The sequence below is a fragment of the Mesoplasma photuris ATCC 49581 genome (genome assembly GCF_000702725.1).
GTDB lineage: Bacteria > Bacillota_I > Bacilli_A > Mycoplasmatales > Mycoplasmataceae > Tullyiplasma > Tullyiplasma photuris.
On sequence record NZ_JNJI01000002.1, the window covers coordinates 222417 to 249133 of the forward strand.

Sequence of the window (26717 nt, forward strand, 5' to 3'; positions counted from 1 at the left end):
AGTTTATTTTTTGTAAACTATATTTCCTTCAACTATTGTCATTTCTACATTTAAATCAGAATCTAAGATTACTAAATCAGCAAATTTGTTTTCTGAAATACTTCCTGTGATATTATCTATTTTCATTTGTTTAGCAATGTTTGTTGCTGACATTTTTGATAAACTGATTAAATCTAAATCACATGTTTCTTTATAAACTCTAACATTGTGATCATAAGTTGCACCAGCACCAGCTAATGATCCATTAGATGTTAATTTAACTGTAATTCCAACTTTTTCAACTTCTAATTCACCAATTTTATATTTTCCATCCGGTAAACCTTTAGCATTCATAGCATCTGTAATAATACAAATATTATCAACTCCAACTGTTTTTAAAATTAGTTTTAAAGTGTCTGATTGAATATGAATTCCATCTGAAATTACTTCACACATAACGTCTTTTTTGTTCATAGCAGCAGTTGCTAAACCCGGACGTCTTTGATCAACACCACTCATTCCATTAAATAAATGGGTTACGTGTTTTGCACCAAGTTTATAGTCTTTTTCAAACTCTCAAGATTCCATATCAGTATGACCAATACTTGGTAAAATGCCATTTTCTAATAAGTAAGTTGTAAATGAACCATCTTGTAATTCGCCTGCATACGTAATAATTTTTATATTACCACCACACAAATCATTTCATCTTTTTGTATATTCAATATTTGGTGCCATTAATAATTCAGGATCATGAGCTCCTTTTTTTTCAGGAGAAATAAATGGTCCTTCCATGTGAGCGCCCATACAAATAGAACCGGTTTTATCAGTTCTTGACATGTAGTCACCAAATTCTTTAAAGTATCTATCGTTGTCTGCAACACTATTAGAAATAGGTCCTTGATAATATCTTGTGATACCTTCTTGTGATACGTTTTTAGCAAATGTATCAAATCTGTTTAAATCACCAACTTCAAAGTCAACACCATATCCGCCATGAACGTGACAATCAATGAAACCAGGCATAACAATTTTACCTTTTAAGTCAGTTCCTTCTTGATCAGTTGTACCTTCACCGATAGTTTTGATTTTTTTATCCTCGATAATTAAATAACCATTTTCAATAATTTTATTTTCTAAAACAATTTTAGCGTTTTTTAATAACATATTTTCTCCTTTTAATTACTAATTACCTAAGAAAGTAGGTAATATAACCTGTTTTAAAGTTTCATCATTAGCTCTTTGAACAACTAATGGTTTGATTGAATCATTAAATTTAAGTTCGATTTGTTCTGAATCAAAAGTTTTGATTGCATCAGTTAAGAATTTGGCATTAAAGCTTATTTGTAAATCTAAATCATCTGTTGTTTTGAAATTTTCAAATTCTTCTTCGTAATTACCAATTTCTGAAATCGTAGATTTAATAAAAATCTTGCCATTTTCAATTCTTAAGTTAATAATTGGTGGTAATCCATCATCATTCGGTAAATCAGCTCTGTTTAAGGCTTTTAAGAAGCTTTTTGAATCAACTATTAAAGTTTGTGCGAATTCCTTAGGAAATGCCTGTGAAACGTTTGGAAATTGACCATCAATTAAATTTGATTGGAATAAAACTGAATCGATTGAAAAAGTAACATAACCATCACTTAAGATAATTTTTAATTTTCGAGCATTATCTAATAATTTAGGTAACTCAACGATTGTTTTAAAAGGAATAGTAATATTTACTAATTCATCAAAACTCTCTTCTAATTTAATTATTCTTTGACTGATTCTAAATGTATCTGTTCCTGAAATAATTACTTCATTATTTTGCACTTTTAAGTTTAAACCAGTTAAAGATAATTTTTTATTATATTCATCAACTGTAACAATAGTTTGATTGATTGTTTTTTTGAATTCTCTAGGATCGATTTCAAGCACAATTCCTTTTTCTCTAAAACCAAGCATTGGGTAATCATCTGCATCTAAAATATTGATATTAAATTCTGCATGATCAGTTGTGATTTTTAATTCTGAATCTTCAATAACTGAAAAATTTACAAATTCTTCTTCTGATCTTCTTAATGTTTCTAATACATACTTAGGTTTAATTAAAACTTTACCAGGAATATTGATATCCAAATCTGAATTAACATTATTTAAAATTGATTTAAAAGCTAAAGTTCCATTTGTAGAAATAACTACCATTCTATCAACTGATGCTTCTAAAAAGATTCCAGAAAATGCTGGATTAATATTTCTAGTATCAATTATTTTGTTTGCTTTATTTAATTCTTCTAAGAGTTTTATTCTGTTAATTGAAAATTTCATTTTAACACCTCACTATGTTTTTATTATCTCATATCTGAACGTAAAACAAATATTGAAAAAAGTTTTTTGTTTATTTATATTCCTATTACTTATTTATCTAAATATTATTATGCTGTTGATATGTTGATAACTCTAAAAATCCCTTTATTTATCGGCTTGATAAATAAAGTTACTAACATGAATTAAAAGTTATTAACATTAAAAAAACAAGACACTAACTATTTAGTTAGAATCTTGTTTTTCAATACTTCAATTGTGTTTGAGAATTCGTTATCTGAAGCAATTAATTTTGTAATTTTATCAACTGCATTTATAACAGTTGTATGATCTTTACCACCAAACTCTGTTCCAATTTGGTTTAAACTATGTCCTAGGATGTCTTTTGTTAAATACATTGCAACATGTCGTGCATTTACAATGTTACCAGTTCTGGCTTTTCCATTTATAGAAGTAATTGTCACACCATATTTTTCAGAAACTACTTCTTTGATTTTTTTGATGTTTAAAACCCCTAAGTTTGAAGTAGGTACATCTTTAAATAATTGAGATATTAAGTCTAAAGTAATTAATTTTACAGTAGAATTTTGTAATCATCAGAAATTTATTTTAGCAATTGATCCTTTGATTTTACGAACATCATCAGCGTAATAACTTGCTAAGAATTTGATTGCTTCATCATCAACCTTAACTTTAATACCTTGAATTTTAATCTCGTTTTCTATAATCGCAATCGCAGTATCGATATCTAATATATTAATTGAAGTTGTTAGTCCTAAATTAAATCTTGTTATGATTCTATTATCAAAACCATTTAATGCATCAGGTGATTTATCTGATGAAAAAACTAATTGCTTATCGTTTTCAATAAAACTGTTAAATATAGTAAAGAAAATCTCATTAGTTTTTTCTTTTTTAGCTAAAAACTGAACATCATCAATAATTAACATATCATTTTCAAGAATAGACTCTTTAAAAGCCTCAATTTCTTTATGACCTTGATGGATTATATCTTGAACTTGTTTAATGAACATTTCACTTGATAAATAAACAACTTTCAACTTATTTTCACTATCAATTTTTGATTTAATAGCTTTTAATAAATGTGTTTTACCAAGTCCTGAATCACCATATATAAATAAAGGGTTAAAACTGCTTTGACCAGGGTTTTTAGATACCATTTCTGCTGCGAAAAACGCTTGACTATTACTTTCGCCAACCACGAAATTGCTAAAAGTAAATTTATCATTAACTGGTTTATTTTTCTGATCGTTATTTTTCTGTGTTTTATTAAAAGTATCTCTTGTTTGTAAAGATAAAATTACACTTTTTCCAAGAGTTGATTTAAGTTCTTCAGATATTAATGGAAGAATTGCTTCAACCATGCTTAATCCGAATTTAGAAGAAACGATTAATAAATATTCATTATTTTCGTTTTCAAAAAGCTTTGAAGGAGCAAGATAGTCATTATAAATGGCTTGGTCTACTAAAGGATTATTTGCTAAATTATCTTTAATTTTTAACCATAATTCTGTTTTTTCCATCTTTTGATCTCCTTGACTTTTCAATTATAAAATATATGTAAAAAGATATGTGTAAAAATGTTAATAATATTTTTTTATTAAATTTTTTAGACCAAAAAATATCGCTATTTTCCATATTTTTTCAAAGTAAAATTGTGTTTTCCACATTTCCACATTATCTATGTTGTATTGTGGAAAACTTTGTTGATAAAAACACTAATCTACAATAAAAAAATAGCAACTATCTTTTTTCTTATAAATATAACCATAAATAGTGGAAATATATGACTTGTTAATATATAATCACATTTGAAATTGTCTAAAAAAAGGAGGATTGAATATATTATGAAAAGAACTTGACAACCATCAAAAATTAAAACTGCTCGTACTCATGGTTTTAGAGCTAGAATGTCTACTAAAAACGGAAGAAGAGTTATTAAAGCTCGTAGAGCTAAAGGTAGAGCTAAATTATCAGCTTAATTCTTAGTGATTTAACTAATGAAAAATAAAAGAATTATTAAAGATAATTTTAAATTTCAAAGTATAATTTCGAAGCAAAAAGTTTTAAAAAACCCAAGTTTCATAATTTATTTTGAAAAGTCTGAAATTGGCTTTCTTCAATATGGAATATCTGTTGGTAAAAAACTAGGTAATGCTGTATTTAGAAATAAAATTAAAAGACAGGTAAGAATGATGATGAATGAAGTCATCAAAACTGAAGGCGATAAAAGCTATAAAATAATCGTTATGGCTAGAAAAGCAATGACAAACAAGGATTTTGAAACTAATCAAAATGCTCTTAAAAATGTAGTTTCTAACTTAAAATAAAAAGAAAGGAGAATCTCCAATGTACAAATCAGGTAATAGTGTAATGAGTTACTTAAACCCAGATAAAAGTATTTCTAATCCAAGAAATGCAAAAAAAATATTTAAACAGATTTGAAAATGAACGAAAATTTTGATGTTTTTATTCATTATCATTTCAATGTTATGAGGTTGTGTGCAAATGTATCAAAGTGATTACATGGTTAACCAAGTAATTGATGCAACAGGTAATAAAGTTTATTCACCAGGGGTTTCTTTCGAAATTGTAATTAAATCTCTTGGTGATGTCGGTGAGAAGAACCACATGATCACATCTGAAAATGGAATTTTCTCAGAATATGCATATTTCTCAATTACTAATTGAGGAGAAGCTTGAACTAAAACTTCATCACCATTCTATGGATTCTTCGTATATCCGATGGCATTTGTCCTATCTGGATTTATTAAACTTTTCTCAGGTACTTTAAACCCTGAATTAACAACACATGCTCAATACATTTACGGAATTGCAACATTCTTTGGAATATTCTTCACCGTTATAATAGTTAGAACAATAACCTTAGGATTCAGCTGGAAGTCTCAGAAAAATCAATCTAAAATGCAGCAGATGCAGTTGAAACAATCTGATATTCAAGCTAAATATAAAGATAAAAAAGATCCTGCTTCAAAACAAAAACAACAGCAAGAAATAATGGCACTACATAAGAAAGAGGGAATTTCCCCTATGTCTTCATTTGCGGGTTCATTCGCGTCAATGCCATTCCTGTTCGCGATTTATTCAGTTATTAGATCAACAAGTGCTTTAAAAATTGCCAGCGTTGGAGAAATCTCATTAATTGAACAACCTTGACAACAAATTACATCTGGTAATTATGTATACTTAGCTTTATTAGCTGCGTATTTACCATTACAAATCTTGTCAATGTTATTGCCAACAATATTACAATATATTAAACAAAAATCAGTTACTTTAACTGAAGCTCAAAGAAAAGCGCGTAAAAAACAATTGATTATGCAATTAGTAATGATGGTAGTATTTATCTTCGTTGTTACAACCGTTGCTTCTGGGGTATGTATTTACTGAATTGTTTCATCAACATACCAAATTTGTCAAACACTTGGTTTCCACTTCTACAACCAAAAACACATTAAAACTGGTAACAGAGAACGTGAACGTAGATTACGTCAACAAGAAAAATTTATTAGATAATGGAAATAGCACTTTGCTATTTTTTTTATTCATTTAAAATAAAAGAAAGAGGTATTATATGGGAAAATGATTTATTACAGATTTTGATGGAACTTTAAAAAATGATCGCAATGACATTAGTAAAATTGATTCACGAGATTTAAACTTTATCAAAGAATTAAAAAAGAATGGTCATAAAATAGTGCTTGCAACTGGTAGACCATATGTAAGAATTGCTGCTTTTGCAAAAGAAAAATATGATTTAGAATTTGATTATTACATTACAAATGCAGGTGGTTTGGTTGTTGATAAAAATGGAAATACTATTTTTAAAAATCCTTTGCTAAAAGATGAACAAGATATGATTATGAATTACTTGGAATCAATCAGAAATAAAATAACAACAATACTTTATGCCACAGAAAACGAAGAAAATGTTTTATATCATGATGCATGAACAGAAAAAATGAAAGATTTTATTTTGATGGAACCAATCAACGAACCAATCAATTATGTTTCAAATAAAGAATTGCTTTGTTATAAATTATCTTGCTCAAGTGATACTAAAGATGAAATTATAAATTTCTTAAAAGAAAATAATTTAAATATGAATATCACATATAACATAGTTGAAAATGAATCTTTTATGGAAATTCACCACAATAACGTTAATAAAGGATCTGCAATTAGAGGATTACAAAGTAAATTGTCTATTTCTGATAGTGATATTTATGTTGCGGGTGATGACTATAATGATATATCTATGTTTGAAGAATTTTATGAAAATTCATATATTACAGAACAAGAATATAATGAAAAAATTAGACCAAAAGCTAAATATTTAATTCAACAAATATTTGAAATAGAGGTTAAGTAATGAAGTGATTTATTACAGATTTTGATGGTACGCTGCGAAACTCTAGAAACAATGATTTAAAATTAAATCCACACGATGAAGTTTTTATTAAAAAAATTGTTAAAAGTGATAATAAATTGGTTATTGCTACAGCAAGACCACACATGCAAATAAAGGCATTTTTAAAGAAAAACTACAATATCGAACCTGATTATTTAATTTGTAACAATGGAACTATAATTGTAAATAAAAAAGGTGATCTTCTTCATAAAAATTCAGTATCAAAAGAAGGTATTGTAGAGATGTGTCAAAAATTAAAAGAAACAGACGGCATTCATGGAATTGTTTATAATACCCCAGATAAAGAAGGTGTGCTATTTCATACTAATTGAACAACCGATTTAACGAATGCCTTTTTTGGTATGACCCCAGATAACGGAAAGATTGAAGACATTATTGATTTAGAAATTTTATCAATAAGAATAATGTCAGATATTAGTAATAAGTATATTTTTGAAGAGTTTAATGAAGCTGATAATGATTTGAATTTTATTTTTTCAACATCAGACAATTTTTTAAATGCAGATCTAACTAGCAAAGACGCTCATAAAGGATCTGCAATTAGAGTATTACAACAAATTGCAAAATTTGATGATCAAGATGTTCTAGTTGCTGGAGATGATTATAATGATTTAACTATGTTTGCTGAATTTTATGAAAATTCATATATCGTAAAACAAGAACACAACAAAAATATCAGAGATAAAGCAAATAATGTGATTACTCAAATTCATGAAATAGTGATATAATAAATTTGCCGTGATAAAGATAACGTCTGAATTGGTCAGGACCGGAAGGTAGCAGCTATAAGGATCTGTGTTTTGTATCGCGGTTTTTTTGTGGAGATTTTATGGAAAATATTTTGATTAAATTAATTAAAGAATCTGAAGAAGCATTATCACATGGTGATATACCTGTTTCGGCTGCTTTATTGGATGAAAATGATAATATAATTTCAATTTCTCACAACACAAAATTTAAAAATAGCGATCTTTCTCAACATGCAGAAATAAATGTTATGAATACTATTTTTAAAGATAATAACGACAACCTTTCTGATTACAAAATAATAACAACACTTGAACCATGTGGAATGTGTTATTGAGCAATAAAACACGCAAAGATTAATAAAATATATTATTTATTAGATAATGAAAAATTTGGTTTTAAAAATCACTTAAGCGTAAATGATGTAAGTGTTGATTGTGTAAAAATATCAAATGAAAAATTAGAAAAAAAATATAAAAAAATTTTAGAAAACACATTTAAAGAATTAAGAAACACAAATTAAATGTGTTTCTTTTTAATGATAAATTAAGAGTATTAAAATGTTAAAATTAAATAGATAAGAGGTAATTTATGAGCAACAATCAAAAATCTTTATATAGAACTTATAGACCATCAACATTCAATGATGTTGCAGGTCATACGAACGTAGTAGAAATTCTTAAAAAACAGTTAATGGAAAATAAAATTTCTCATGCTCTTCTTTTTACTGGTCAAAGAGGAACAGGTAAAACATCTATTGCAAGAATTTTTGCAAAAAGCGTTAATTGTGAAAATCTTTTAGATGGAATCACATGTGAAGAATGTAACAGTTGTATAAATTCTAATTCAAACCAATCACCAGACATCACAGAAATTGATGCTGCGTCAAATAATGGTGTTGATGAAATTAGAAATATCAAAAATAATGTATCAACATTACCAATTTTAGGGAAATACAAAATTTATATTATTGATGAGGTGCACATGCTTACTAAAGCTGCATTTAATGCCTTATTAAAAACACTTGAAGAGCCTCCCGTTCATGCTCTTTTCATTTTAGCAACTACAGAATATTCAAAATTACCAGCAACAATCATTAGTAGATGTCAAACATTTAATTTTAAAAAAATAGATAAAGATTCACTTAAAAAAAGAATTGACTTTATAACACAAAAAGAAGGTTATTCAATTAATGAACAAGTGCTAAATGAAATATACTTTTTATCTGAAGGATCATTACGTGATGCACTTAATATATTAGAACAATTAATGTTGGTTTCAGAAAAAGAAATCACAATTGAAGCTTTAAAAAATATTTTTTATATTGCAACTAAAGAAGAAAAAATTCAAGTAATTAAAAACGTTTTAAATGGTGAATCAGATGAAGTTATTTCATATTTTGAAAAAGCAGATTCTCAAGGAATGGATTTTGATGTATTTTCGTTAAGTTTGATCGAAATAATTAAAGAAATAATAGAATTCTCACTTACAAAAAATGGGGAGCATTTAAAAAACATTTCCAAAACTGAAGCAGGCTTATTTGATGGTGTAAAAATTGATGATTTATTCTTATTAGCTGATAATTTAAGTGAAGCGTATGCAAAAACTAAAGGTACTTCAATAAACTTCAATTATTTATTAATAAATTTATTGAAATCAATTGGAAACTATAAATTAGAATTAAAAGATTTTACTTCGATTAAAAATAATGTCGATATCATTGAACCAGTCATAGGATCAGTTTCTGAATCACAAACAATTGTTGAACCAATTGATCAAAATGTAATTAATGAAGAACCTATATTATCAGAAGTAATCGAAGAAGAAAACCCCGAAGATATAGAAAATGTTGAAGTTGATCAAACAATAGTTCAATTAGAACAAGAAACCATTGAACCAGAAGTTAAATTATTTGAAAAGGAACAAACTTCTGTTTTTGCAATTGATGATTCATTCCAAGTTCCTTTAGATTCAATTTCTGAAGAAGAATTTGAAACTGATGAAACGACAATTGAAGAAACAACAGTTGAACCAGAATTTAAAATGACTGAATCAGAATTGATTGAGATTTTAACACAAGAAAGTGTTAAAGCTAGAAGTTTAGAATCTTATTCAGTTTCAATCAATGAAATTATGAATGTTCTTGTAGCGCCAGAAAAAACAAAAAGAGAATTGATAGAAAAAGCTATTAATGATATTTTTAAAACTGATGCTGGTTACTTAATTGATCCTTTGTCAGCAAAAGAAATGTTTCCTTTATTTAATGTAAAAGTTCCTGCTGTTTCTAAAAACATGATTCTGATAGTTACAAATTCAATTGGATCTGCAAAACTAATTAATAGTAAATTAACATTGAAGGTATTTAAAGAAGAATTATTTAAGCAACTTGGTGGAGAATACATAGTTTATGCATTTGATAATAATAAATGGGATGACACTAAAAAAGAATATATGACTTTAAAAGCAAATAATAGTTTACCAACTCAAATTGTAGTTGATACTCAAAATTATTATAAAAAAGTTTTAGATGCTAAGTTGGTATCATCAGAGAACAGCAAATTTTTAAACAAGGTTGCTGATATGTTTGACTTTGATATAAATATAGGAGATTAAAATGAATAACTTTTTACTAGATGAAATCATAGATGAATTAAAACTTTATGAAGGACTAACTAAAAAAACTTCAGAAAGATTAATTAATCAGATGATTAATCATCCTGATAAAATGACAAATTTAATAAAAAAATTGAATCAAGTTCAATCTAAAATTTCTATATGCGATCTTTGTGGTTATTATCAACAAGAAGAAAAATGCTTAATTTGTGATGACAACACAAGAAATAAAAAAATAATTTGTGTTGTGGCAACTACTTTGGATGCTAAAAATATAGAAGACAAAAACTCATACAAAGGTTTATATGCAGTTCTCGGAAATGAAATAAACTTGAATAAAAAAGTCACACCAGCTGATTTAAAAATCGATGTTGTTTTTAATAGAATTGATGAAGACACAGAAATAATATTAGCTTTAAATGCAACATTTGAAGGTGAATTAACATCTAATTATATTGCTGAGTTATGTAGAAAAAAAGGAATAAAAGTTAGCAGACTAGCTAAAGGAATTCCTCTTGGTGGAATGATTGATTATATGGATGAAACTACATTAAATGATTCATTTAAAAATAGAAAGAAATACGAGGTTTAAAATGTTTATTACTTTAGAGGGAATGGATGGTAGTGGTAAAACCACTGCAATTAAAACACTAAAAAGTTTTTTGGAAAAACAAGGATATGAAGTTTTAATGACTCGTGAACCTGGTGGTCATAAAATATCTGAAGAAATTAGAAATCTTGTTTTAAGTGATAATGCAGAAGGTATTCATCCTTGAACAGAAGCTTTACTTTATATTGCTTCAAGAAAAGAACACATCGATAAGGTCATCTTACCAGCTTTAAAAGAAAATAAAATAGTTATATGTGATCGTTACATGGACTCTACAAGTGCATATCAAGGACATGCTCGTGGAATTGGAATTGATGTAGTTGATTCAGTTCAACATTCGGTTTTAGATGGCTGTGTTCCAGATTTAACTGTATATTTTGATATATCACTTGAAGAATCAAATAAAAGATTAACTAGTCGTGATGATGAAAAAAACAGACTTGATAGAGAAGGTTCAACATTTAAGGAAAAAGTTGAACAAGGTTATAAAATTTTAATAAATAAATATCCAGAAAGATTTAAAGTTGTTGATGCATCCCAAAGCATAAAAAATGTGCAAGAACAAACCAACAAAATTATTTTAGAGGCCATTAAGAATTATGAAAAAAGAAAAAGTAATAGATAATTTAATCGATTTATTTGATCAACAAAAAATGTTCTCAGGAATAATCCTTAATTCTCGTGATCAAAAAGTACTTGAAAATACTGCGTTAGAAATTACACGCAGAATTTTTTGTATAAATAAGTCTGCTAAAAATGATGATTGTACCAACTGTAGAAGAAATTCTAAAAAAACAATATTAGATATTTTATATATTGGTGATGGAAATTCTGGAATTGATAAAAAAAACATAAACAGTTTAATTGATCAGTTTAGTAATACTGCAATTGAAGAAAATGGTAATAAGATTTATATTTTAGCTAATGCAGAAAATATGAAAGAGTCAGCAGCTAATGCACTTCTAAAGTTCTTAGAAGAACCACCACATAAAACCTATGCAATTTTATTAACAAACGATAGAAGTGAAATTATGTCAACAATAAAATCAAGATGTAAATTATTTTACATCGATGAAGAATTTGAAGAAACTGAAATAAATAAATTAGAAAAAATACTTGCCACAAAAAACGAATATACATATATGCTTGCTGCAAACATTTTTAAAAAATATGATAGAGCTGAATTTATAGCAATTCTTGAAGAAACTTATAGAAGAACAATTACTAAACAATATCCTAAAATTAGTGAACCAACATTGAAATTAATTGAAGAACTTAAATTTTCTAATACAGCCAATCTTTCTATAGATAATTATTTCATTAGAATTTCAGAGGCATTATAATGAGAGTTTTAAACGAAATCTTAGGGTATAAAGATATTAAAATATACCAAGATAGCGAAATGTTCAATTTTACATTAGATAGTATATTACTAGCTAGATTTGCAAATTTAAGTAATAAGAGAAAACTGATCGCTGACTTTGGAACAAACAACGCAGTTGTACCCATTGTGATGAGCAGATATACAAAAGGTAAAATTATTGGTGTTGAAATACAAGAAAAAGCCGTTGAACTTGCCAAAGAAAACGTTGCACTAAACAATTTAAGTGATCAAATTGAAATTGAACATTCTGACATTAAAGAATTTTCAAAAATTAATCACGACAAATTCGATTTAATCGTATGTAATCCACCATTTTTTAAAACCGATGGAAATCCAAAATATAAAGAAATAAGTCAAGAGGTTGTTAATGCTAGACACGAAACACTAATCACGTTAGAAGAAATTGTTTCAAGTGCTGCACTTGCTTTAAAAAATGGTGGTGTATTAACGATGGTTCATAGAGCTGATCGTATTGGAGAAATAATTCATCAATTTACAATAAATAAAATAGTTCCGAAAAGAATGCAATTTGTTCATTCAAAAATAAATCAAGAAGCAAAAACTGTTCTGATTGATGGAGTTTTAAATGGAAATGAAGGTATGCAAATTTTAGAACCATTAATTGCACACAATTCTGATGAAACTTACACAAATGAATTATTAAATTACTTTAAAGATTAGAGGTATATATGTTTAAGATTAATCAAAACGAAAAATATATCGTAGCTGTTTCTGGTGGTCCCGACAGTATTTTTCTTTTGAGTAATTTGTTAAAACAAAATATTAAAAATATTGTGGTTTGTCATGTTAATTATAATTTTAGATCAAATTCAGATTTTGATCAGAAAATTGTAGAAAAAATTTGTAACATGAATAAAATTGAATATTATATAAAAACAATAGATAAAAATATTTATAAAAATTTTGAATCTAAAAATTTTGAAAAATGAGCAAGAGAAATTAGATACAATTTTTTTAAAGAAATTTCAGATCAAACTGGAATTAAAAATGTTTTGGTTGGTCATAATTTGAACGATCACATTGAAACATACATCATGCAAAAACAACGTCAAAATAACGTTAATTATTATGGTATTCAAAAGATCTCTAAAAATGATGACGAACTTATAATTATTAGACCAATGTTAAATATAAAAAAAAGTGAAATTATTAAATACTTAAATGATAATAATATTAAGTATGCAATTGATGAAACCAATTCTGATTTAAAATACACAAGAAATCAAATCAGAAATAAATTACGCGAAACTGATTTTGAAAAATATTTAGCACAAATCAACGAAGATAATTTATTAAATGATCAAATTAAAAATGAAGTAAATTTTTATGTAACTAATAACATGTCTGCTGATCATCTTAAAATTGGAAATGATCTAAATAAAAAACCAAAAGAATTTATTAAAAGAGTAATTATTAAATTTGCTAATGAACTTAAATTACAAAAATTATTAATTGATAAAAAGTCTAGTTTAATTGGTGAAATTTCTCAAAGAATTATCAAGAGCGATAAAACTTTTTGAGAAATTAATTTAGGAGAAACATCAATTGTTAAAGATTTTGATGTGATTTATTTTATAAAAAATAATGATATGATTTCAAAAACTTTTGAAATAAATTCTGATCAAGAATTATATAAAGTTGAAGAGTTTATAAATTGATTACAGTTACTTAATGCCATCAAAAAAGATGGATCAAACTACCCTTATATAATCTCTAATGATTTCAAAAATTATAAACAAACAACCAGAATTGGCAATAAAAAAACAAACAGATATTTAATTGAAAATAAAGTTATGTACAAATCAAGATTTTACAATGGTGTTGTATGACAGAAAAAAGCTTGCGTGCTTTTAAATAAAATAAGATAACCACTAATTGTAAAGAGTTAAAATGTGGTATTATTAATTATATTTATAAATAGAGGAGACAGTAGATGAAAAAGAAAAAATCAACTCTTTGATTCTGATTAATTTTATTGCTTGTTATAGCAATTCTTGCAATTGTTATAACAACTACAATGAATGGTACTAATGAAGTAATTTCGTTCCAAGAATTTTTAGAATTATTAAAAGAAGGACGTATTCAAGAGAGTAATGTAATTGTTAAATATTCAGCCTTTAATACGGCTATTATCGAAGGATATTTTGATAATGGTAATGGATTACAGCAATTCATAGTACATACCTCACAAAACTTAGTTAATGATTCAGGTATTTTAGATCAACTAAATATCGTTGCTTACCAAGGTTCTGCAACAGCATCAATCATTGCCTCATTAATGCCTATGGTATTAATGATTGCATTATGAGTTGGAATTTTCTGATTCATGTCTAAACAAGGTGGTGGAATTGGTGGAGGTCAAAATCCATTTAGTATGGGTAAAAACAGAGCTCGCCAAACTAAATCAGATGTTAAATTTGCTAATGTTGCTGGTATTGAAGAAGAAAAAACAGAGTTAGTTGAGTTAGTTGACTACTTAAAAAATCCTCAGAAATATGCTGCTGCTGGTGCTAGAGCACCAAAAGGTGTATTAATGGAAGGTCCACCAGGAACTGGTAAAACTTTACTTGCTAAAGCTGTTGCTGGTGAAGCTGGAGTTTCATTCTTCTCAATTGCTGGATCAGAATTTGAAGAAATGTTCGTTGGAGTTGGTGCTAGTCGTGTTCGTGAAATGTTCACTGATGCCAAAAAAGCTGCTCCTGCAATTATTTTCATCGATGAAATTGATGCAGTTGGTCGTAAACGTAATAATGGAATGGGTCAAAGTGGTAATGAACAAACATTAAACCAATTATTAGTTGAAATGGATGGTTTCGGAACAAACTCTGGAATCATTGTTATGGCAGCTACTAACCGTGCTGACGTATTAGATCCAGCTTTATTAAGACCTGGTCGTTTTGATAGAGTTATCCAAGTTTCTTTACCAGATATCAAAGAACGTAAAGCTATTTTAGAATTACATGCTAAAGGTAAAAAAATTGATGAATCTGTTAGCTGACATAGAGTTGCTGAAAGAACTCCTGGTTTCTCAGGTGCTCAATTAGAAAACGTTTTAAATGAAGCAGCTATCTTAATGGTTCGTGAAGGTAGAGATATCATTACAATTAAAGAAATTGATGAAGCTATTGATCGTGTAGTTGGTGGACCAGCTAAAAAATCAAGAGCTATGACATTACAAGATAAAGATGTTGTTTCTTACCACGAATCAGGACATGCTTTAATTGGTCTTAAATTAGAAAGTGCTTCTAAAGTACAAAAAGTTACAATTATCCCAAGGGGTAATGCTGGTGGTTATACAATTATGACTCCTAAAGATGAAACTATATTCTCATCAAAACAAGACTTATTAGCAACAATTGCTGGATACATGGGTGGACGTGCAGCTGAAGAAATTATGTTTGGTAAAGACAAAGTAACTACTGGTGCTCACGATGACTTGGATAAAGCAACAAATATTGCTAGAAGAATGGTTGTTCAATTTGGTATGTCTGAATTAGGTATGACTAAATATCTAACAATGGCAGAAGAATCATATGGTAAAATCGAAGGAACCTATTCAGATGCTACTGCTGAAAAAATTGATTTAGAGATTGAAAAAATCTTAAATGAATCTTATGAAATAGCATTAAAAATCATTAAAGAAAACATGAATACTTTAGAATTACTTGCAGTATCTTTAAAAACTTTAGAAACAATTACAGCTGAGCAAATTGATTACATTAATAAAGAAAACAAATTGCCAGAAGAAGTTTTAAGAGAAAAAGAAAAATACGAAGAAGAACAAAGTAAAATTGATGCTGGTGAAATCATTGATTTATCTTTAGATGATTCTGAAGATTAGAATTTAATAACAAAATGACGAAGCGTAATAGTTTCGTTATTTTTATAGGAGAAAAACATGGATATGAGAATTAGAGGGATTAGTAGTTCCCACAATGCAAAAATTTCAATCGTTGATATTACCGAATCAATGATTGAAATTACTAAACTACAAAACACAAATCCATTAGTAACTGTTGCTCTATCAAGATTTACTGCTGCAAATTGTTTAGTAGCTATGGAATTGAAAAACAGCGAAAGAATGACAACTAACCTAATTTCTGAAGACGGTTTAGTTAAAAAAATGATTGCAGAATTTCAGGATGATAATTTAAGAGCTTTTGCACAAAATAGAGATTTTGATTGTACAAATATTACATCTAATCCAATTAAAGCGACTGTTGGTGAGTGCGGAAACTTAATTGTTAAACAAGATCTACATATGAGAGATCCTTATATATCACACGTTGATTTAATAAATGGATCAATAGATAAGACGTTCATGAACTACTTTAAAAGTTCTAATCAAGTTAAATCTTTTATTAAAACCACAGCGATTTTAGATGATGAATTAAATATTAAAAAAGTTGTTGGTATACTTGTACAGTTACTACCAACTCACACAAATAAAGATATTGATTATCTTGAAGAAAAAATGGGAAATAGCAATCACGTTGCAGAAGTATTAACTAAATCAACAAACTATGCATCTTTAATTGTTGAAATTATTGAGGATGCGATCATTTTAGAACAACGTGAACTTAAATTTGCTTGCACATGTTCAGAAGAAAAAGTGATTGATTCAATTAAATTACTTGGTGAAATTGAATTACAATCAATCATTGATTCCGAAGAAACAATTAATGTTGTTTGCGAATTTTGCAACCGCGAATTTAGCCTAACATCAGAAAAAATTAAAGAACTTATTTAATAATCAAACTTTTTTTAAAAATGATAAAATAAAATAGACATTGTTAATAGAAATATAGGAGATACTATGGCAGAAAATAAAAACAACACTGGAACAGCAAAAATTCAAATTAAAAAAACAGTCAAAGTTACAGCTTTAAATGGTGCAGAAATTAAACCTAAAAAAGATGAAAAAATTGTTGATGAAAAAATTGAAATTGTAGCACCAGAAGCAGAAGTAATATCTAATGTTGATAAGTCAGCTAAAAAAGAAGTTTCAACTAATGAAGTTTCTAAAAAAACAGTTCAAACAACCGAATCTAAAAAAGTTTCTGAATCTAAAAAAGAATCAAAAATTAAAGAATCTACAAAACCTAAAAAAGAATCTAGAAACAAGGAAGATTTCGATGTTTATGATGAAAACCGTGAATACATCGTTGTTGAAGATACTGAAAAATACGAAGAAGGAATTAAAGGCGTAAAACAAAAAATGAAACGCCAAAAGCAACTTACTTCAAAATACTCAAAAGACATTTTAGAAGGTAAAATTATTACTACTGAAAACTATAAACCAGAAGTTTCAAAACATGTAATTGAATTAAAAAATGTTAAAAAATCATATGTTAATGGTGATTTAGAAACAGCTGTTTTAAAAGGTATTGATATTAAATTAGAGCAAGGTGATTTCATTGTTATTCTTGGACCATCTGGATCAGGTAAAACAACATTCTTGAACATCATTTCAGGATTAGACAAATCAACTATAGGAGATGTATTTGTTTTAGGTTCAAATCTTTCATTATTAAAAGATTCACACTTAACAAAATTCCGTAGAAGAAACGTTGGATTTATTTTCCAACAATATAACCTATTAACAAACTTAACTGCTAAAGAAAATGCTGAAGTTGGAGAAAACCTTTCTTCAGATAAAGACTCTGGAATGACAATTGATGAAATCTTTGAAACAATCGGTATGGAAGAACAAAAAAATAAATATCCACACCAAATGTCAGGGGGACAACAACAACGTGTTTCTATTGCACGTGCGTTAGCTAAAAACCCAAACATTTTATTCGCCGATGAACCAACTGGTGCTCTTGATGAAGAAATGGGAAGAAAAGTATTAGAAATCTTAGTTAAAGTTAATAGAGAATACAAAACAACAGTTGTTGTTGTTACTCACAACCCAAACATCGCTACAATCGCTAATACAGTTATTCATATTAAAAACGGATTAATTGATCAATTACAACACAATGCAAATCCAGCTGATCCTTCAACAATTGACTGATCATAATGATTTAAAACGACTTAGGTCGTTTTTTATTTAGACATTATGATAAATAACCAATTTAATATAAAATATTAAAAGTTATAGGAGGTTTTTATGCCGATATTTAAATTTAATGGAGTTAATCAAGAAAGAATTAATCTATATGCTGAAAAAATAAATGAAATTTCAAAACTAATTGTTGCTGACCCTAAAAACATTATGTTTATTTGCGAAAACACAATCGTTCTTCCAAACAATGGAAAAGACACACCAATTTTTATTACAATTGAATGAATGGCAAGACCCGATAAAGAACAGTTAATTGTCGATCATTTAAAAGACTTCTTTAAAGATGATTCAAACGCTGTTGGGGTATTTATTACTGAGATGAACGGTAAATGATATATGAAAGGTAATAAAATAGGATAATGTTTAAAATAGGAAACGTAGAAATTAAAGGACAAGTTATTCAAGGGCCAATGGCGGGAATATCTAACGAACCATTTAGATTAATATCAAAACAACATGGGGCAGCTTTGGTGGTTGCAGAAATGGTTTCAATTGAAGGAATGGTTCACGATAATGATCGTACTTTTAGTATGTTAAGAGTAAGCGATGAAGAGCATCCTACGAGTATGCAAATATTTGGAAATGATGTTGAAAACTTCATTACTGCTACTAAATGAATTGATAAAAATGTTAATTGCGACATCATCGATTTAAACATTGGTTGTCCAGCACCTAAAGTAGCTATTAAATCAGCATCAGGTTCAAGTTTATTAAAAACACCAGATTTAATCTTTGATATTGTAAAAGCGGTTGTGGCAAACACAAATAAGCCTGTTACAGCCAAAATTAGACTAGGTTGAGATAAAGATAGTGTTAATGCTGTTGAAGTGGCAAGATTAATCGAAAAAGCGGGTGCTAGCGCTATTGCTGTTCATGGAAGAACAAGATCTGAATTTTATACAGGACATGCTGATTGAGAAAAGATCAAAGAAGTCGTTGAAGCTGTTAACATTCCAGTAATTGGTAATGGAGATGTTGTTGATGGACCTTCAGCAAAAGCGATGTTAGATTTAACAGGATGTGCTGCGGTGATGATTTCAAGAGCATGTCAAGGCAACCCGTGAATTTTTGAACAAGTGAACCATTATTTAGCAACAGGAACTGAATTAGCTAAACCATCATTTAAAGAATGAAGAGAAACTGTTTTAAAACATTTACATATGTTAGTTGATTTAAGAAGTGAAGAATGAGGAACTAAGGAATTCAGAAAACACTTAACTTGGTATTTAGATGTATTACCTAAAAGTAATGATATGAAAAGATTAAAAGATGAATCTAATCAAGTAGAAACAATTTTTGATGTAGAACAAGTTATTATAAAAGCTAAAGCGTTATGTGACCAAGCATAAAAAGTGCTAAAATAAAAAATATAAATAAGGAGAAATTAATATGGTATTAGAAGAACGTAAATTTACCGAACAAGAAACAGTTCGTCGTGAAAAATATAAAAAACTTGTAGAACAAGGAAAAGACCCATTTAAGATCTCTAAGTTTGTGAGAACTCACACACTTACTCAATTAAATAATAAATTTGAACAATTTTCAAAAGAAGAATTAGAGGAAATGCAACAAGAAGTTGTTTCGACTGCCGGAAGAATTAAATTGTTTAGAGAAGCTGGTAAAAAAGCAGCATTCTTAAACATTGATGATCAAGATGGATCAATTCAACTTTATGTAAGAATGGATGAAATTGGTGAAGAAAACTTCGAAGACTTTAGAGATTTAGACTTAGGAGACATCATCGGTGTAACTGGTGTGATGATGAAAACAAATCATGGAGAATTATCTTTAAGAGTAAAAGAATATAAATTACTTTCAAAAGCTTTAAGACCTTTACCTGATAAACATGCTGGAATTCAAGATATTGAAGAAAAATACCGTAGAAGATATGTTGATTTAATTATGAATCCCGAAGTTAAAAAAACATTCCAACAAAGAAGTAAAATCATTAGAACTTTACAAGCAATGTTAGATGCTAAAGGATACATGGAAGTTGAAACACCAATCCTACAATCAATTAGAGGTGGAGCTGCTGCTAAACCTTTTGAAACACACTATAATGCACTAGATACTGAAGTTACTTTAAGAATCGCTACAGAATTACACTTAAAACGTTTAATTGTTGGTGGATTTGAAGGGGTTTATGAAATTGGTCGTTTATTCAGAAATGAAGGAATGAGCACAAGACACAATCCTGAATTTACAACTATTGAATTATATGTTGCTTATGAAGACGTAAACTTCTTAATGGAAATAACTGAAGAAATTTTCAGAACATGTAATGCTGCAATCGGAAATCCAGGAACAATTAGTTATGGTGGTCACGATATTCATTTAGATCAACCATTTATAAAACTACACATGGTTGATGCTATTAAAGACATTACAGGAATTGATTTCTGACAACCAATGAGTGTTGAACAAGCTTTAATTTATGCTAAAGAAAAAGGTGTTCATGTAGAAAAACACCAAATGACAGTTGGACATATTATTAATTTATTCTTTGAAGAATTTGTTGAATCAACAATTATTCAACCAACATTTATTTTCGGTCATCCAAAAGAAATTTCACCTTTATCAAAAGCTAATGCTGAAGATCCGAGATTTACTGATCGTTTTGAATTATTTATTGTTGGTAGAGAGTATGCTAATGCATTTTCAGAATTAAACGATCCAATTGATCAATATGAAAGATTCAAAGCTCAAATTGAAGAAGCTGCTAATGGAAATGATGAAGCTAATGATATGGATATTGACTTTGTTGAAGCTTTAGAACATGGATTACCACCAACTGCTGGTATTGGAATCGGAATTGATCGCTTTGTTATGTTATTAACAGGATCAGAATCAATTAAAGATGTTTTATTATTCCCACAAATGAAACCAAGAGATTAATTAAAAATCTAATAATTTTAAAAATCATCCAATAAATTATGGATGATTTTTTTTGTCTAAATATTAGTCAAATATAGCTTTTTTTAATAAAAAACACCTTTCACTTGACGGGGGGGGGGGGGGGTATATTAATAGTATCTTAATAAATAGTTTTCTTAAAATAGGTAGGGGAGTTTTGCATGAAATTAAATTGATTAATGTTTAAACAAGGTTTTAAAAGTATGTTTAAACAAAAAATACAATTTTTTGTAGTTATATTACTTACCTTTTTAGCCATCTTCTTTTTCACAACAACTAATGCGTTAACTATGAGATTGAATCAAGCATATGATAGAGTTGTTGCGAATTATGAAAAATTTGATTACACATACACAAGAAAAACCGATGAAGGACAACTAAGTTCTTCTAATATGGCTTTTATTCCAATCTTAGACTTTGTTCCAGATCAAAATAATTACATATATGATGCTAAAACTGGCAAACAAGGTTTTAGTTCTTTTAACTTATTGTTAACTAATCATTATGGTACTGAATATGACACATTTATAACAAAAACTTTTGAAAGTCAGGATTTTAAAGATCTTATAGTTGGTGATTTTGATGGTACTTGAAATGATACTTCTCAAATTTTTAAATCATATTCGAGTTATTTTGTTTCAACAACAACATCTGAAAGTAGATATAATGGTAATTCTGCAATATTTGATTATTCAAAAGGAATAAATAATTTTGCAGAAGAAGCTCGTTATGGAACAGAAAACGCAAAAGTTTTTGCTGGTAGATTAACCTTGCTTCTTTTTAATAATTTAAGAATTGAGTTATCAAATCCTTCTGATAACTTTAAAAAATCTCTTTTTTATAAAAACTGAATTAAAAATAAATATCAATTAATTGAAAGTGCTTCTGACGGAAAATATGGTGTTATTGGGACAATTGATGATATATCTGATTATTCAAAAGGAAATTATAATGAAATTGAAACATATACTTTAAATGCATTAGAATCAGTTTCATATTTTGTTATCGAAGAAATGAAAAACTTTTTTGTATCAGGTTTTAATCAAAATATGAAAGAAGTCACAGATCCATTAAAGAATAAATCAAAGATGACTGATAAAGAAAAAATTGAAATATTTTTAGAACAATATAACACAGCTGCTCAAAAAAACCACACAACCAAATTATATGAGGTTTCTTACAACGGTAAAGGAAATCAAAGAGGTGTCACAGCTAATGTGATAAAAGATAACAATAAATTATTTTATGAATATTTAACAGGATTGCCTTTTGATGACGGAAAACCAACCAATAGTAATTTTATTGTCAAATCATCTGAAAATTCTGAAAAATATTTATTTAACGGATCAACTTCTGAAATTAAAGATTATAAAAAGACTAACAACCCAATCGCTGATGGATTACGTGGAGTTGCAAATCCAATTCTTAGAGAAGAATCTTGAAACCAAGAAATTCCCTTGGCAGGTCTAAAAAGCAACAATAGAACAAATGCACTAGAAAAACTGGGAGTAGGTCAAAAATATGAGTCAGAATTTAATGGTAAAAAATATAATTATGAAGAACGAGATTATTTAAGTAAAAGTATATATTCGATGGATATGATGCACCAAGAAATGGCAGCTGATCAAGCAGGTCTTGAAATTTTAGCTCGTGAAGAAGCTTTTATGTATGATAAAAACTCAAAAACTAATTTTCGCTTTGTAATCATTGATGATAAAGAAAAATTTAATTATGAAATCATGGCAGGATTACCAGCCATGGCATCAAATGAAGTTGTTATTTCGCAACAATTCGCTTTCAAAAATGGATACTCAGTTGGGGATAGAATAAAAATTGGAAATTTATATTTTCTTATTTCCGGATTTGGTGCTGACGCATTAACATATTATCCAATGGTTGATCCTGAAATTGCAGTATCAGATATTAAAAACTCAGTTATTGTTTATTCTCCAAAATCAGTTTTAAAAAATATTATGGATGCTGGTAATGAAAAAGATATTACATTCTCAACCATGTTTTTCCTAAATGATAAAGATAGTTCAGCTTCTGAAGAAGAAACAAATTTTAAATCTTTAAAATTTGAAGCACTTTTACAAAACGATAAAAGTAAATTACAAAAATTATATATGTTAGGAAATTATGAGGATAGTTCAGAATTTAAAGATTTCAAAGGAATTAACAAAATTAAAGATTTTGAAGAAACAAACTTTAATCTAAATTGAACACTTCAACCAACTATTATAAATGTTGTTACAATAATCTCCTTAGTTACTTCAATTTTTATTTTAATAATGGCATTTACAACGATTGTTTTTGCGATTAAAAAATCAATTGATAATAATTCAAACCAAATTGCTTATCTGAAATCAATGGGTACAAATTCTTATAAAATTTCATTATCTTATTTAGGGTATGCAATAATTATAGGACTTATCGTCATTCCAATCGCTTGAGTTGGAGGAGGCTTATTTCAGGAAGTTTTATCTAAAATATTTTCAACATATTTCTCTTCAACACTTTATGAGTTTGTTTTTGAACCGAAAGTTATAATTTTATTACTAGTATTGATTGGTGGTGGAGTACTACTATTTTCATATTTGATTGCATTGTATTTAACAAGTCGAAGTATAGTAAAAATTAAAAATCCAACAAGTAGATTTTCTAATTTTAAAAAAATAAAATTACAGGCAAAATTTATAGCAAGACTATCGTTCTCATTTAAGTTCCCTGTAAAATTAGCAACTAGAGGTTGGAAGCAGATTTTTATGATAACTGGTGTAACGTTTATTTCAACGGTTGTCATAAGTATTTCCGCAGCCCTTCCATCAGTTTTAGATGTTTATATCAAAAATGCTACTAAGTATTTTAATTACCAAAATACATATACAATGAATCAACCGATTGTAAACTTACCAACTTCTAGACCTTCATTAAATTCTTGAGAAGGATTACCAACAACAGAAAACATTTATATTGATCCAATAAAATATATTGAAGGGTTTGATGAAAATGGAGATCTAATAAGTTCTTTTAAAGAAGCTACTGATATCTATTTTAATAACATTAAATACTACAATGATTCAGTTGCAGACAATAGTATTTATCCACTAATTATGGGTGATGCAAATAACCCACAGTGGTTTGAAGAATTTATACTTTCAAATGATGTTCCTAACGGAGAGCTACCACCAGAGTTAATATTCGAATATTTAATGCCTTTATTAGGACACATAATTAACTTTAATGGTTCTGCTCTTGCTCCTGGTTCATTTGAAAGAATTAATAATTACTTTTGAAATGCAAATATTGATCCAACAACCGGATTGCAATATGACATAGAAAATGAATGAGATAGAAAATCTGAACAAGTAAAAAATGCTGGTGCTTTATTTAATGAAGTGCTACCATTACTGATTGATTTTATTAAAGACACACCATTTGGTGAAGGTATTGAAATTCCTGAATCAACATCATGAAAAGAATCATTAATTTTATTAGCAATGTCGTTATTACCAAATACAGGACAGCAATTTTTAAAAGATTCTCCAAATAAAGCTTCTCAATTTGTAATTGGTTTAAATGTAGAAAATTATACCCCCGGAAAAGAAACGTTAGCTACAGATTTAATTGCTAATGTAGGTACTGATAATCAAGAAATGTCAATCATCGGAACAAAAGCTGGTCAAACAATTTATAAACTAGATGAAATTTCTAATGAAAATCTTAATGGAACTTTCATCAAAGATGGTGACACAATTTCTAATTTAGAAAAACTTTTTGAATCTAATGGAGATTACCAAGGACCTGTAATTAAAACTTCAAATGGATTTGTAATTTATGATCCAAATAAACCCGATACGTTAAATATTCCAGCAATTACGAATTTAAAGTCCGAAGCTGAATATGATTTAAAGAATGGTAATTTTATAAATTCCATTGCTAATGCTAGTTTAAAAATAGCAAATGAAAAATTTATCCCAACGAATGCTTGAATTTATGACAATAGAGAAATTACACAAAATAAAAACCCAGAAGTTAGAGAAATGTTTGGTAAACAATCAAGAAAAATCAAAACATCCATTAATGGAGATTGAATCAAAGCATCAGATATTGATCCAAATAAAATAACTCACTCAAAAGAATTTGAATTTCAAGAAGATGAAATTGCAAGCTTAGATTCTCCATTTTCAAATGAAGCTTCTTGATTCATTAGTACCGATTTAATTAATAATGATATATCAGCAGAAAGTGTTTATTATGAATTAAGACCATATTATCACTACAACAATTTAAAATTATTTATACCGACTGAATTAGAAGAAGCCGCAAACTTACTAGTTGGTAATGGTAACCCAAACATTCATAATGATAAAAATTTGGATTGAACAAAAAATGCTCGTACATGAGCTGGTACAAATGTAGATTATGCTAATGTTCCTGAAATAGTTCAAGATGCTTGAGGTGAAGAATATAAAGATCAAACATTCACATGGATTGCTCCATTTAATTTAAACTTTAGTTCAAAACAATTTGGTACTATTGATAGTCTTTCAGATGTTGGTCAAGCAACTTTCTGAGCAGACCAAGCAATTCGTTCAACTGGTACAGGTATTACAATTGAAGTAAATGAGCAATTACCAGAATTTTTAAATCATGTTAATATAAAATCTTTACAATCCGTAAATACTTATAATGGTGATTTTACTTTAGTTGATCAAGACATTTTAAACTTATTAACTGGTAGATCTATTTCTAAATATGTTCCTGTTGATTATGATTTTTATGGAGAACAGTTAAGAACATTACAAGGTACAAATCTACCAAGCGATTTAAAAATTCCAGTCTTTGATATGAAGACGCCAAAAGAACTTGTAGATGAATTAAATAATTCTAAAACTTTCTATATGGAAGATGAATTAATTAAGCAAGGATATGAAAATCCGTTTGATTATGCAATGCAAAATAGAGATTTCACTCAAAAATATTCAGCTTATACTGAACCATATGGAATCACGGGTGGATTTAAAGGGGTTCTTAAAGATACTCCAGGTATCTTTGCTGTTCAAGGAAAAGGTGCTGGAGCTGAATCTATGAGTCGTTTATCAACTCTATATAATAGAGTTGAACTATCTGGAACAGAGTTAGGATTTATTATTACAATATCTGAATCTATAATGGCAATTAGTATATTCTTAATTATTGGTGTTATTTTAATAGCAATTATAATTATTTCAATTATGGTAGATGTTTATGTAATGATTTATCAAAGATTTATTGTTACAATGCGCGCTATAGGATATGGAAAAAAACAAATTATCTTAAATACTTTAGGAATATCTTCTGTAATTGGATTTATTTCTATATTTGGAGGATATGCCTTAGGTATTTCATTAATATCGGGATTATTAACTTTACTTCAAGGATATGGAGTTTATATACCGATGCTAATTTATTGATGAATTCCACTAGTTGTAATAAGTGGAGTATTATTAATGTTCATAGTATCATTTATACTATCGTCTATTAAACCTTTTAGAATTAAACTAACAACACTAATGTAAGAAATTACAAATTAAAAATCTACCCTGTTTATAAT

Annotated in this window: 22 protein-coding genes and 1 other RNA gene; 20 read left to right on the forward strand and 3 right to left on the reverse strand. The window is 28.0% G+C overall.

The genetic code is table 4. The features are described 5' to 3' along the window. Nucleotides 1-3: 3 nt before the first annotated feature. From nagA to dnaA, 3 genes are all read right to left on the reverse strand, one after another. Entirely contained in the window at nt 4-1146 is a 1143-nt protein-coding gene (nagA, locus tag T347_RS0101045; protein WP_031542392.1) for an N-acetylglucosamine-6-phosphate deacetylase, read from the reverse strand. Nucleotides 1147-1164: 18 nt separating this feature from the next. Further along, nucleotides 1165-2292: a DNA polymerase III subunit beta gene (dnaN, locus tag T347_RS0101050; RefSeq protein ID WP_031542394.1), complete on the reverse strand. Its 1128-nt coding sequence runs from the start codon at nt 2290-2292 to the stop codon at nt 1165-1167. Nucleotides 2293-2510: 218 nt separating this feature from the next. Beyond that, nucleotides 2511-3833, reverse strand: a complete 1323-nt coding sequence (dnaA, locus tag T347_RS0101055; protein WP_031542396.1) for a chromosomal replication initiator protein DnaA — start codon at nt 3831-3833, stop codon at nt 2511-2513. A gap of 324 nt (nt 3834-4157) precedes the next feature. Here dnaA and rpmH point away from each other — a divergent pair, with 324 nt between their 5' ends. The 20 genes from rpmH to T347_RS0101150 all read left to right on the forward strand — a co-directional run bounded on the left by rpmH (nt 4158) and on the right by T347_RS0101150 (nt 26682). Next, on the forward strand, nt 4158-4292 hold the full coding sequence (rpmH, locus tag T347_RS0101060; protein ID WP_031542399.1) for a 50S ribosomal protein L34: 135 nt from the start codon (nt 4158-4160) through the stop codon (nt 4290-4292). An 18-nt stretch (nt 4293-4310) separates the two neighbouring features. Then, complete coding sequence (gene rnpA / locus T347_RS0101065; RefSeq protein WP_031542401.1) at nt 4311-4640, forward strand: ribonuclease P protein component; 330 nt, start codon at nt 4311-4313, stop codon at nt 4638-4640. Between the two features lie 19 nt (nt 4641-4659). After that, nucleotides 4660-5847: a membrane protein insertase YidC gene (gene yidC / locus T347_RS0101070; protein ID WP_036228379.1), complete on the forward strand. Its 1188-nt coding sequence runs from the start codon at nt 4660-4662 to the stop codon at nt 5845-5847. Nucleotides 5848-5905: 58 nt separating this feature from the next. Continuing rightward, nucleotides 5906-6703 carry a Cof-type HAD-IIB family hydrolase gene (locus tag T347_RS0101075; protein ID WP_031542405.1) on the forward strand — a complete coding sequence of 266 codons (798 nt, stop codon included), beginning with the start codon at nt 5906-5908 and terminating at the stop codon, nt 6701-6703. Further along, the gene (locus tag T347_RS0101080; protein ID WP_031542407.1) at nt 6703-7491 is read left to right on the forward strand and encodes an HAD-IIB family hydrolase; all 789 of its coding nucleotides are present in this window, start codon (nt 6703-6705) and stop codon (nt 7489-7491) included. The genes T347_RS0101075 and T347_RS0101080 overlap by 1 nt, the downstream gene beginning before the upstream one ends. Before the next feature lie 5 nt (nt 7492-7496). Beyond that, nucleotides 7497-7580, forward strand: an RNA gene (gene ffs / locus T347_RS03840) — signal recognition particle sRNA small type. 12 nt (nt 7581-7592) lie between these two features. Then, entirely contained in the window at nt 7593-8033 is a 441-nt protein-coding gene (locus tag T347_RS0101085) for a nucleoside deaminase (protein WP_031542408.1), read from the forward strand. 68 nt (nt 8034-8101) lie between these two features. Continuing rightward, entirely contained in the window at nt 8102-10123 is a 2022-nt protein-coding gene (gene dnaX / locus T347_RS0101090) for a DNA polymerase III subunit gamma/tau (protein ID WP_031542409.1), read from the forward strand. Nucleotide 10124: 1 nt separating this feature from the next. Next, on the forward strand, nt 10125-10715 hold the full coding sequence (gene recR, locus T347_RS0101095) for a recombination mediator RecR (RefSeq protein WP_031542410.1): 591 nt from the start codon (nt 10125-10127) through the stop codon (nt 10713-10715). 1 nt (nt 10716) lies between these two features. After that, nucleotides 10717-11358: a dTMP kinase gene (gene tmk / locus T347_RS0101100; RefSeq protein WP_031542411.1), complete on the forward strand. Its 642-nt coding sequence runs from the start codon at nt 10717-10719 to the stop codon at nt 11356-11358. Then, nucleotides 11333-12076: a DNA polymerase III subunit delta' gene (locus T347_RS0101105; protein ID WP_031542412.1), complete on the forward strand. Its 744-nt coding sequence runs from the start codon at nt 11333-11335 to the stop codon at nt 12074-12076. The genes tmk and T347_RS0101105 overlap by 26 nt, the downstream gene beginning before the upstream one ends. After that, the gene (locus T347_RS0101110) at nt 12076-12798 is read left to right on the forward strand and encodes a tRNA1(Val) (adenine(37)-N6)-methyltransferase (RefSeq protein ID WP_031542415.1); all 723 of its coding nucleotides are present in this window, start codon (nt 12076-12078) and stop codon (nt 12796-12798) included. The genes T347_RS0101105 and T347_RS0101110 overlap by 1 nt, the downstream gene beginning before the upstream one ends. An 8-nt stretch (nt 12799-12806) precedes the next feature. After that, complete coding sequence (gene tilS / locus T347_RS0101115) at nt 12807-14006, forward strand: tRNA lysidine(34) synthetase TilS (protein ID WP_031542417.1); 1200 nt, start codon at nt 12807-12809, stop codon at nt 14004-14006. A gap of 65 nt (nt 14007-14071) precedes the next feature. Next, a complete protein-coding gene (ftsH, locus tag T347_RS0101120; RefSeq protein ID WP_031542418.1) occupies nt 14072-15979 on the forward strand; it encodes an ATP-dependent zinc metalloprotease FtsH in 1908 nt (635 codons plus the stop codon). A gap of 63 nt (nt 15980-16042) precedes the next feature. Further along, nucleotides 16043-16888 carry an Hsp33 family molecular chaperone HslO gene (locus T347_RS0101125; RefSeq protein WP_211246835.1) on the forward strand — a complete coding sequence of 282 codons (846 nt, stop codon included), beginning with the start codon at nt 16043-16045 and terminating at the stop codon, nt 16886-16888. A gap of 333 nt (nt 16889-17221) precedes the next feature. Beyond that, nucleotides 17222-18163, forward strand: a complete 942-nt coding sequence (locus T347_RS0101130; protein WP_051636018.1) for an ABC transporter ATP-binding protein — start codon at nt 17222-17224, stop codon at nt 18161-18163. Nucleotides 18164-18253: 90 nt separating this feature from the next. Further along, nucleotides 18254-18568 carry a DUF1904 family protein gene (locus T347_RS0101135; protein WP_031542426.1) on the forward strand — a complete coding sequence of 105 codons (315 nt, stop codon included), beginning with the start codon at nt 18254-18256 and terminating at the stop codon, nt 18566-18568. Continuing rightward, nucleotides 18568-19557 (forward strand): tRNA dihydrouridine synthase DusB, encoded by a 990-nt coding sequence (gene dusB / locus T347_RS0101140; protein WP_031542427.1) that lies wholly within the window; start codon nt 18568-18570, stop codon nt 19555-19557. The genes T347_RS0101135 and dusB overlap by 1 nt, the downstream gene beginning before the upstream one ends. Before the next feature lie 40 nt (nt 19558-19597). Continuing rightward, nucleotides 19598-21103 carry a lysine--tRNA ligase gene (gene lysS, locus T347_RS0101145; protein ID WP_031542430.1) on the forward strand — a complete coding sequence of 502 codons (1506 nt, stop codon included), beginning with the start codon at nt 19598-19600 and terminating at the stop codon, nt 21101-21103. Between the two features lie 179 nt (nt 21104-21282). Further along, a complete protein-coding gene (locus tag T347_RS0101150) occupies nt 21283-26682 on the forward strand; it encodes an ABC transporter permease (RefSeq protein WP_031542433.1) in 5400 nt (1799 codons plus the stop codon). The last annotated feature ends 35 nt before the right edge of the window (nt 26683-26717 follow it).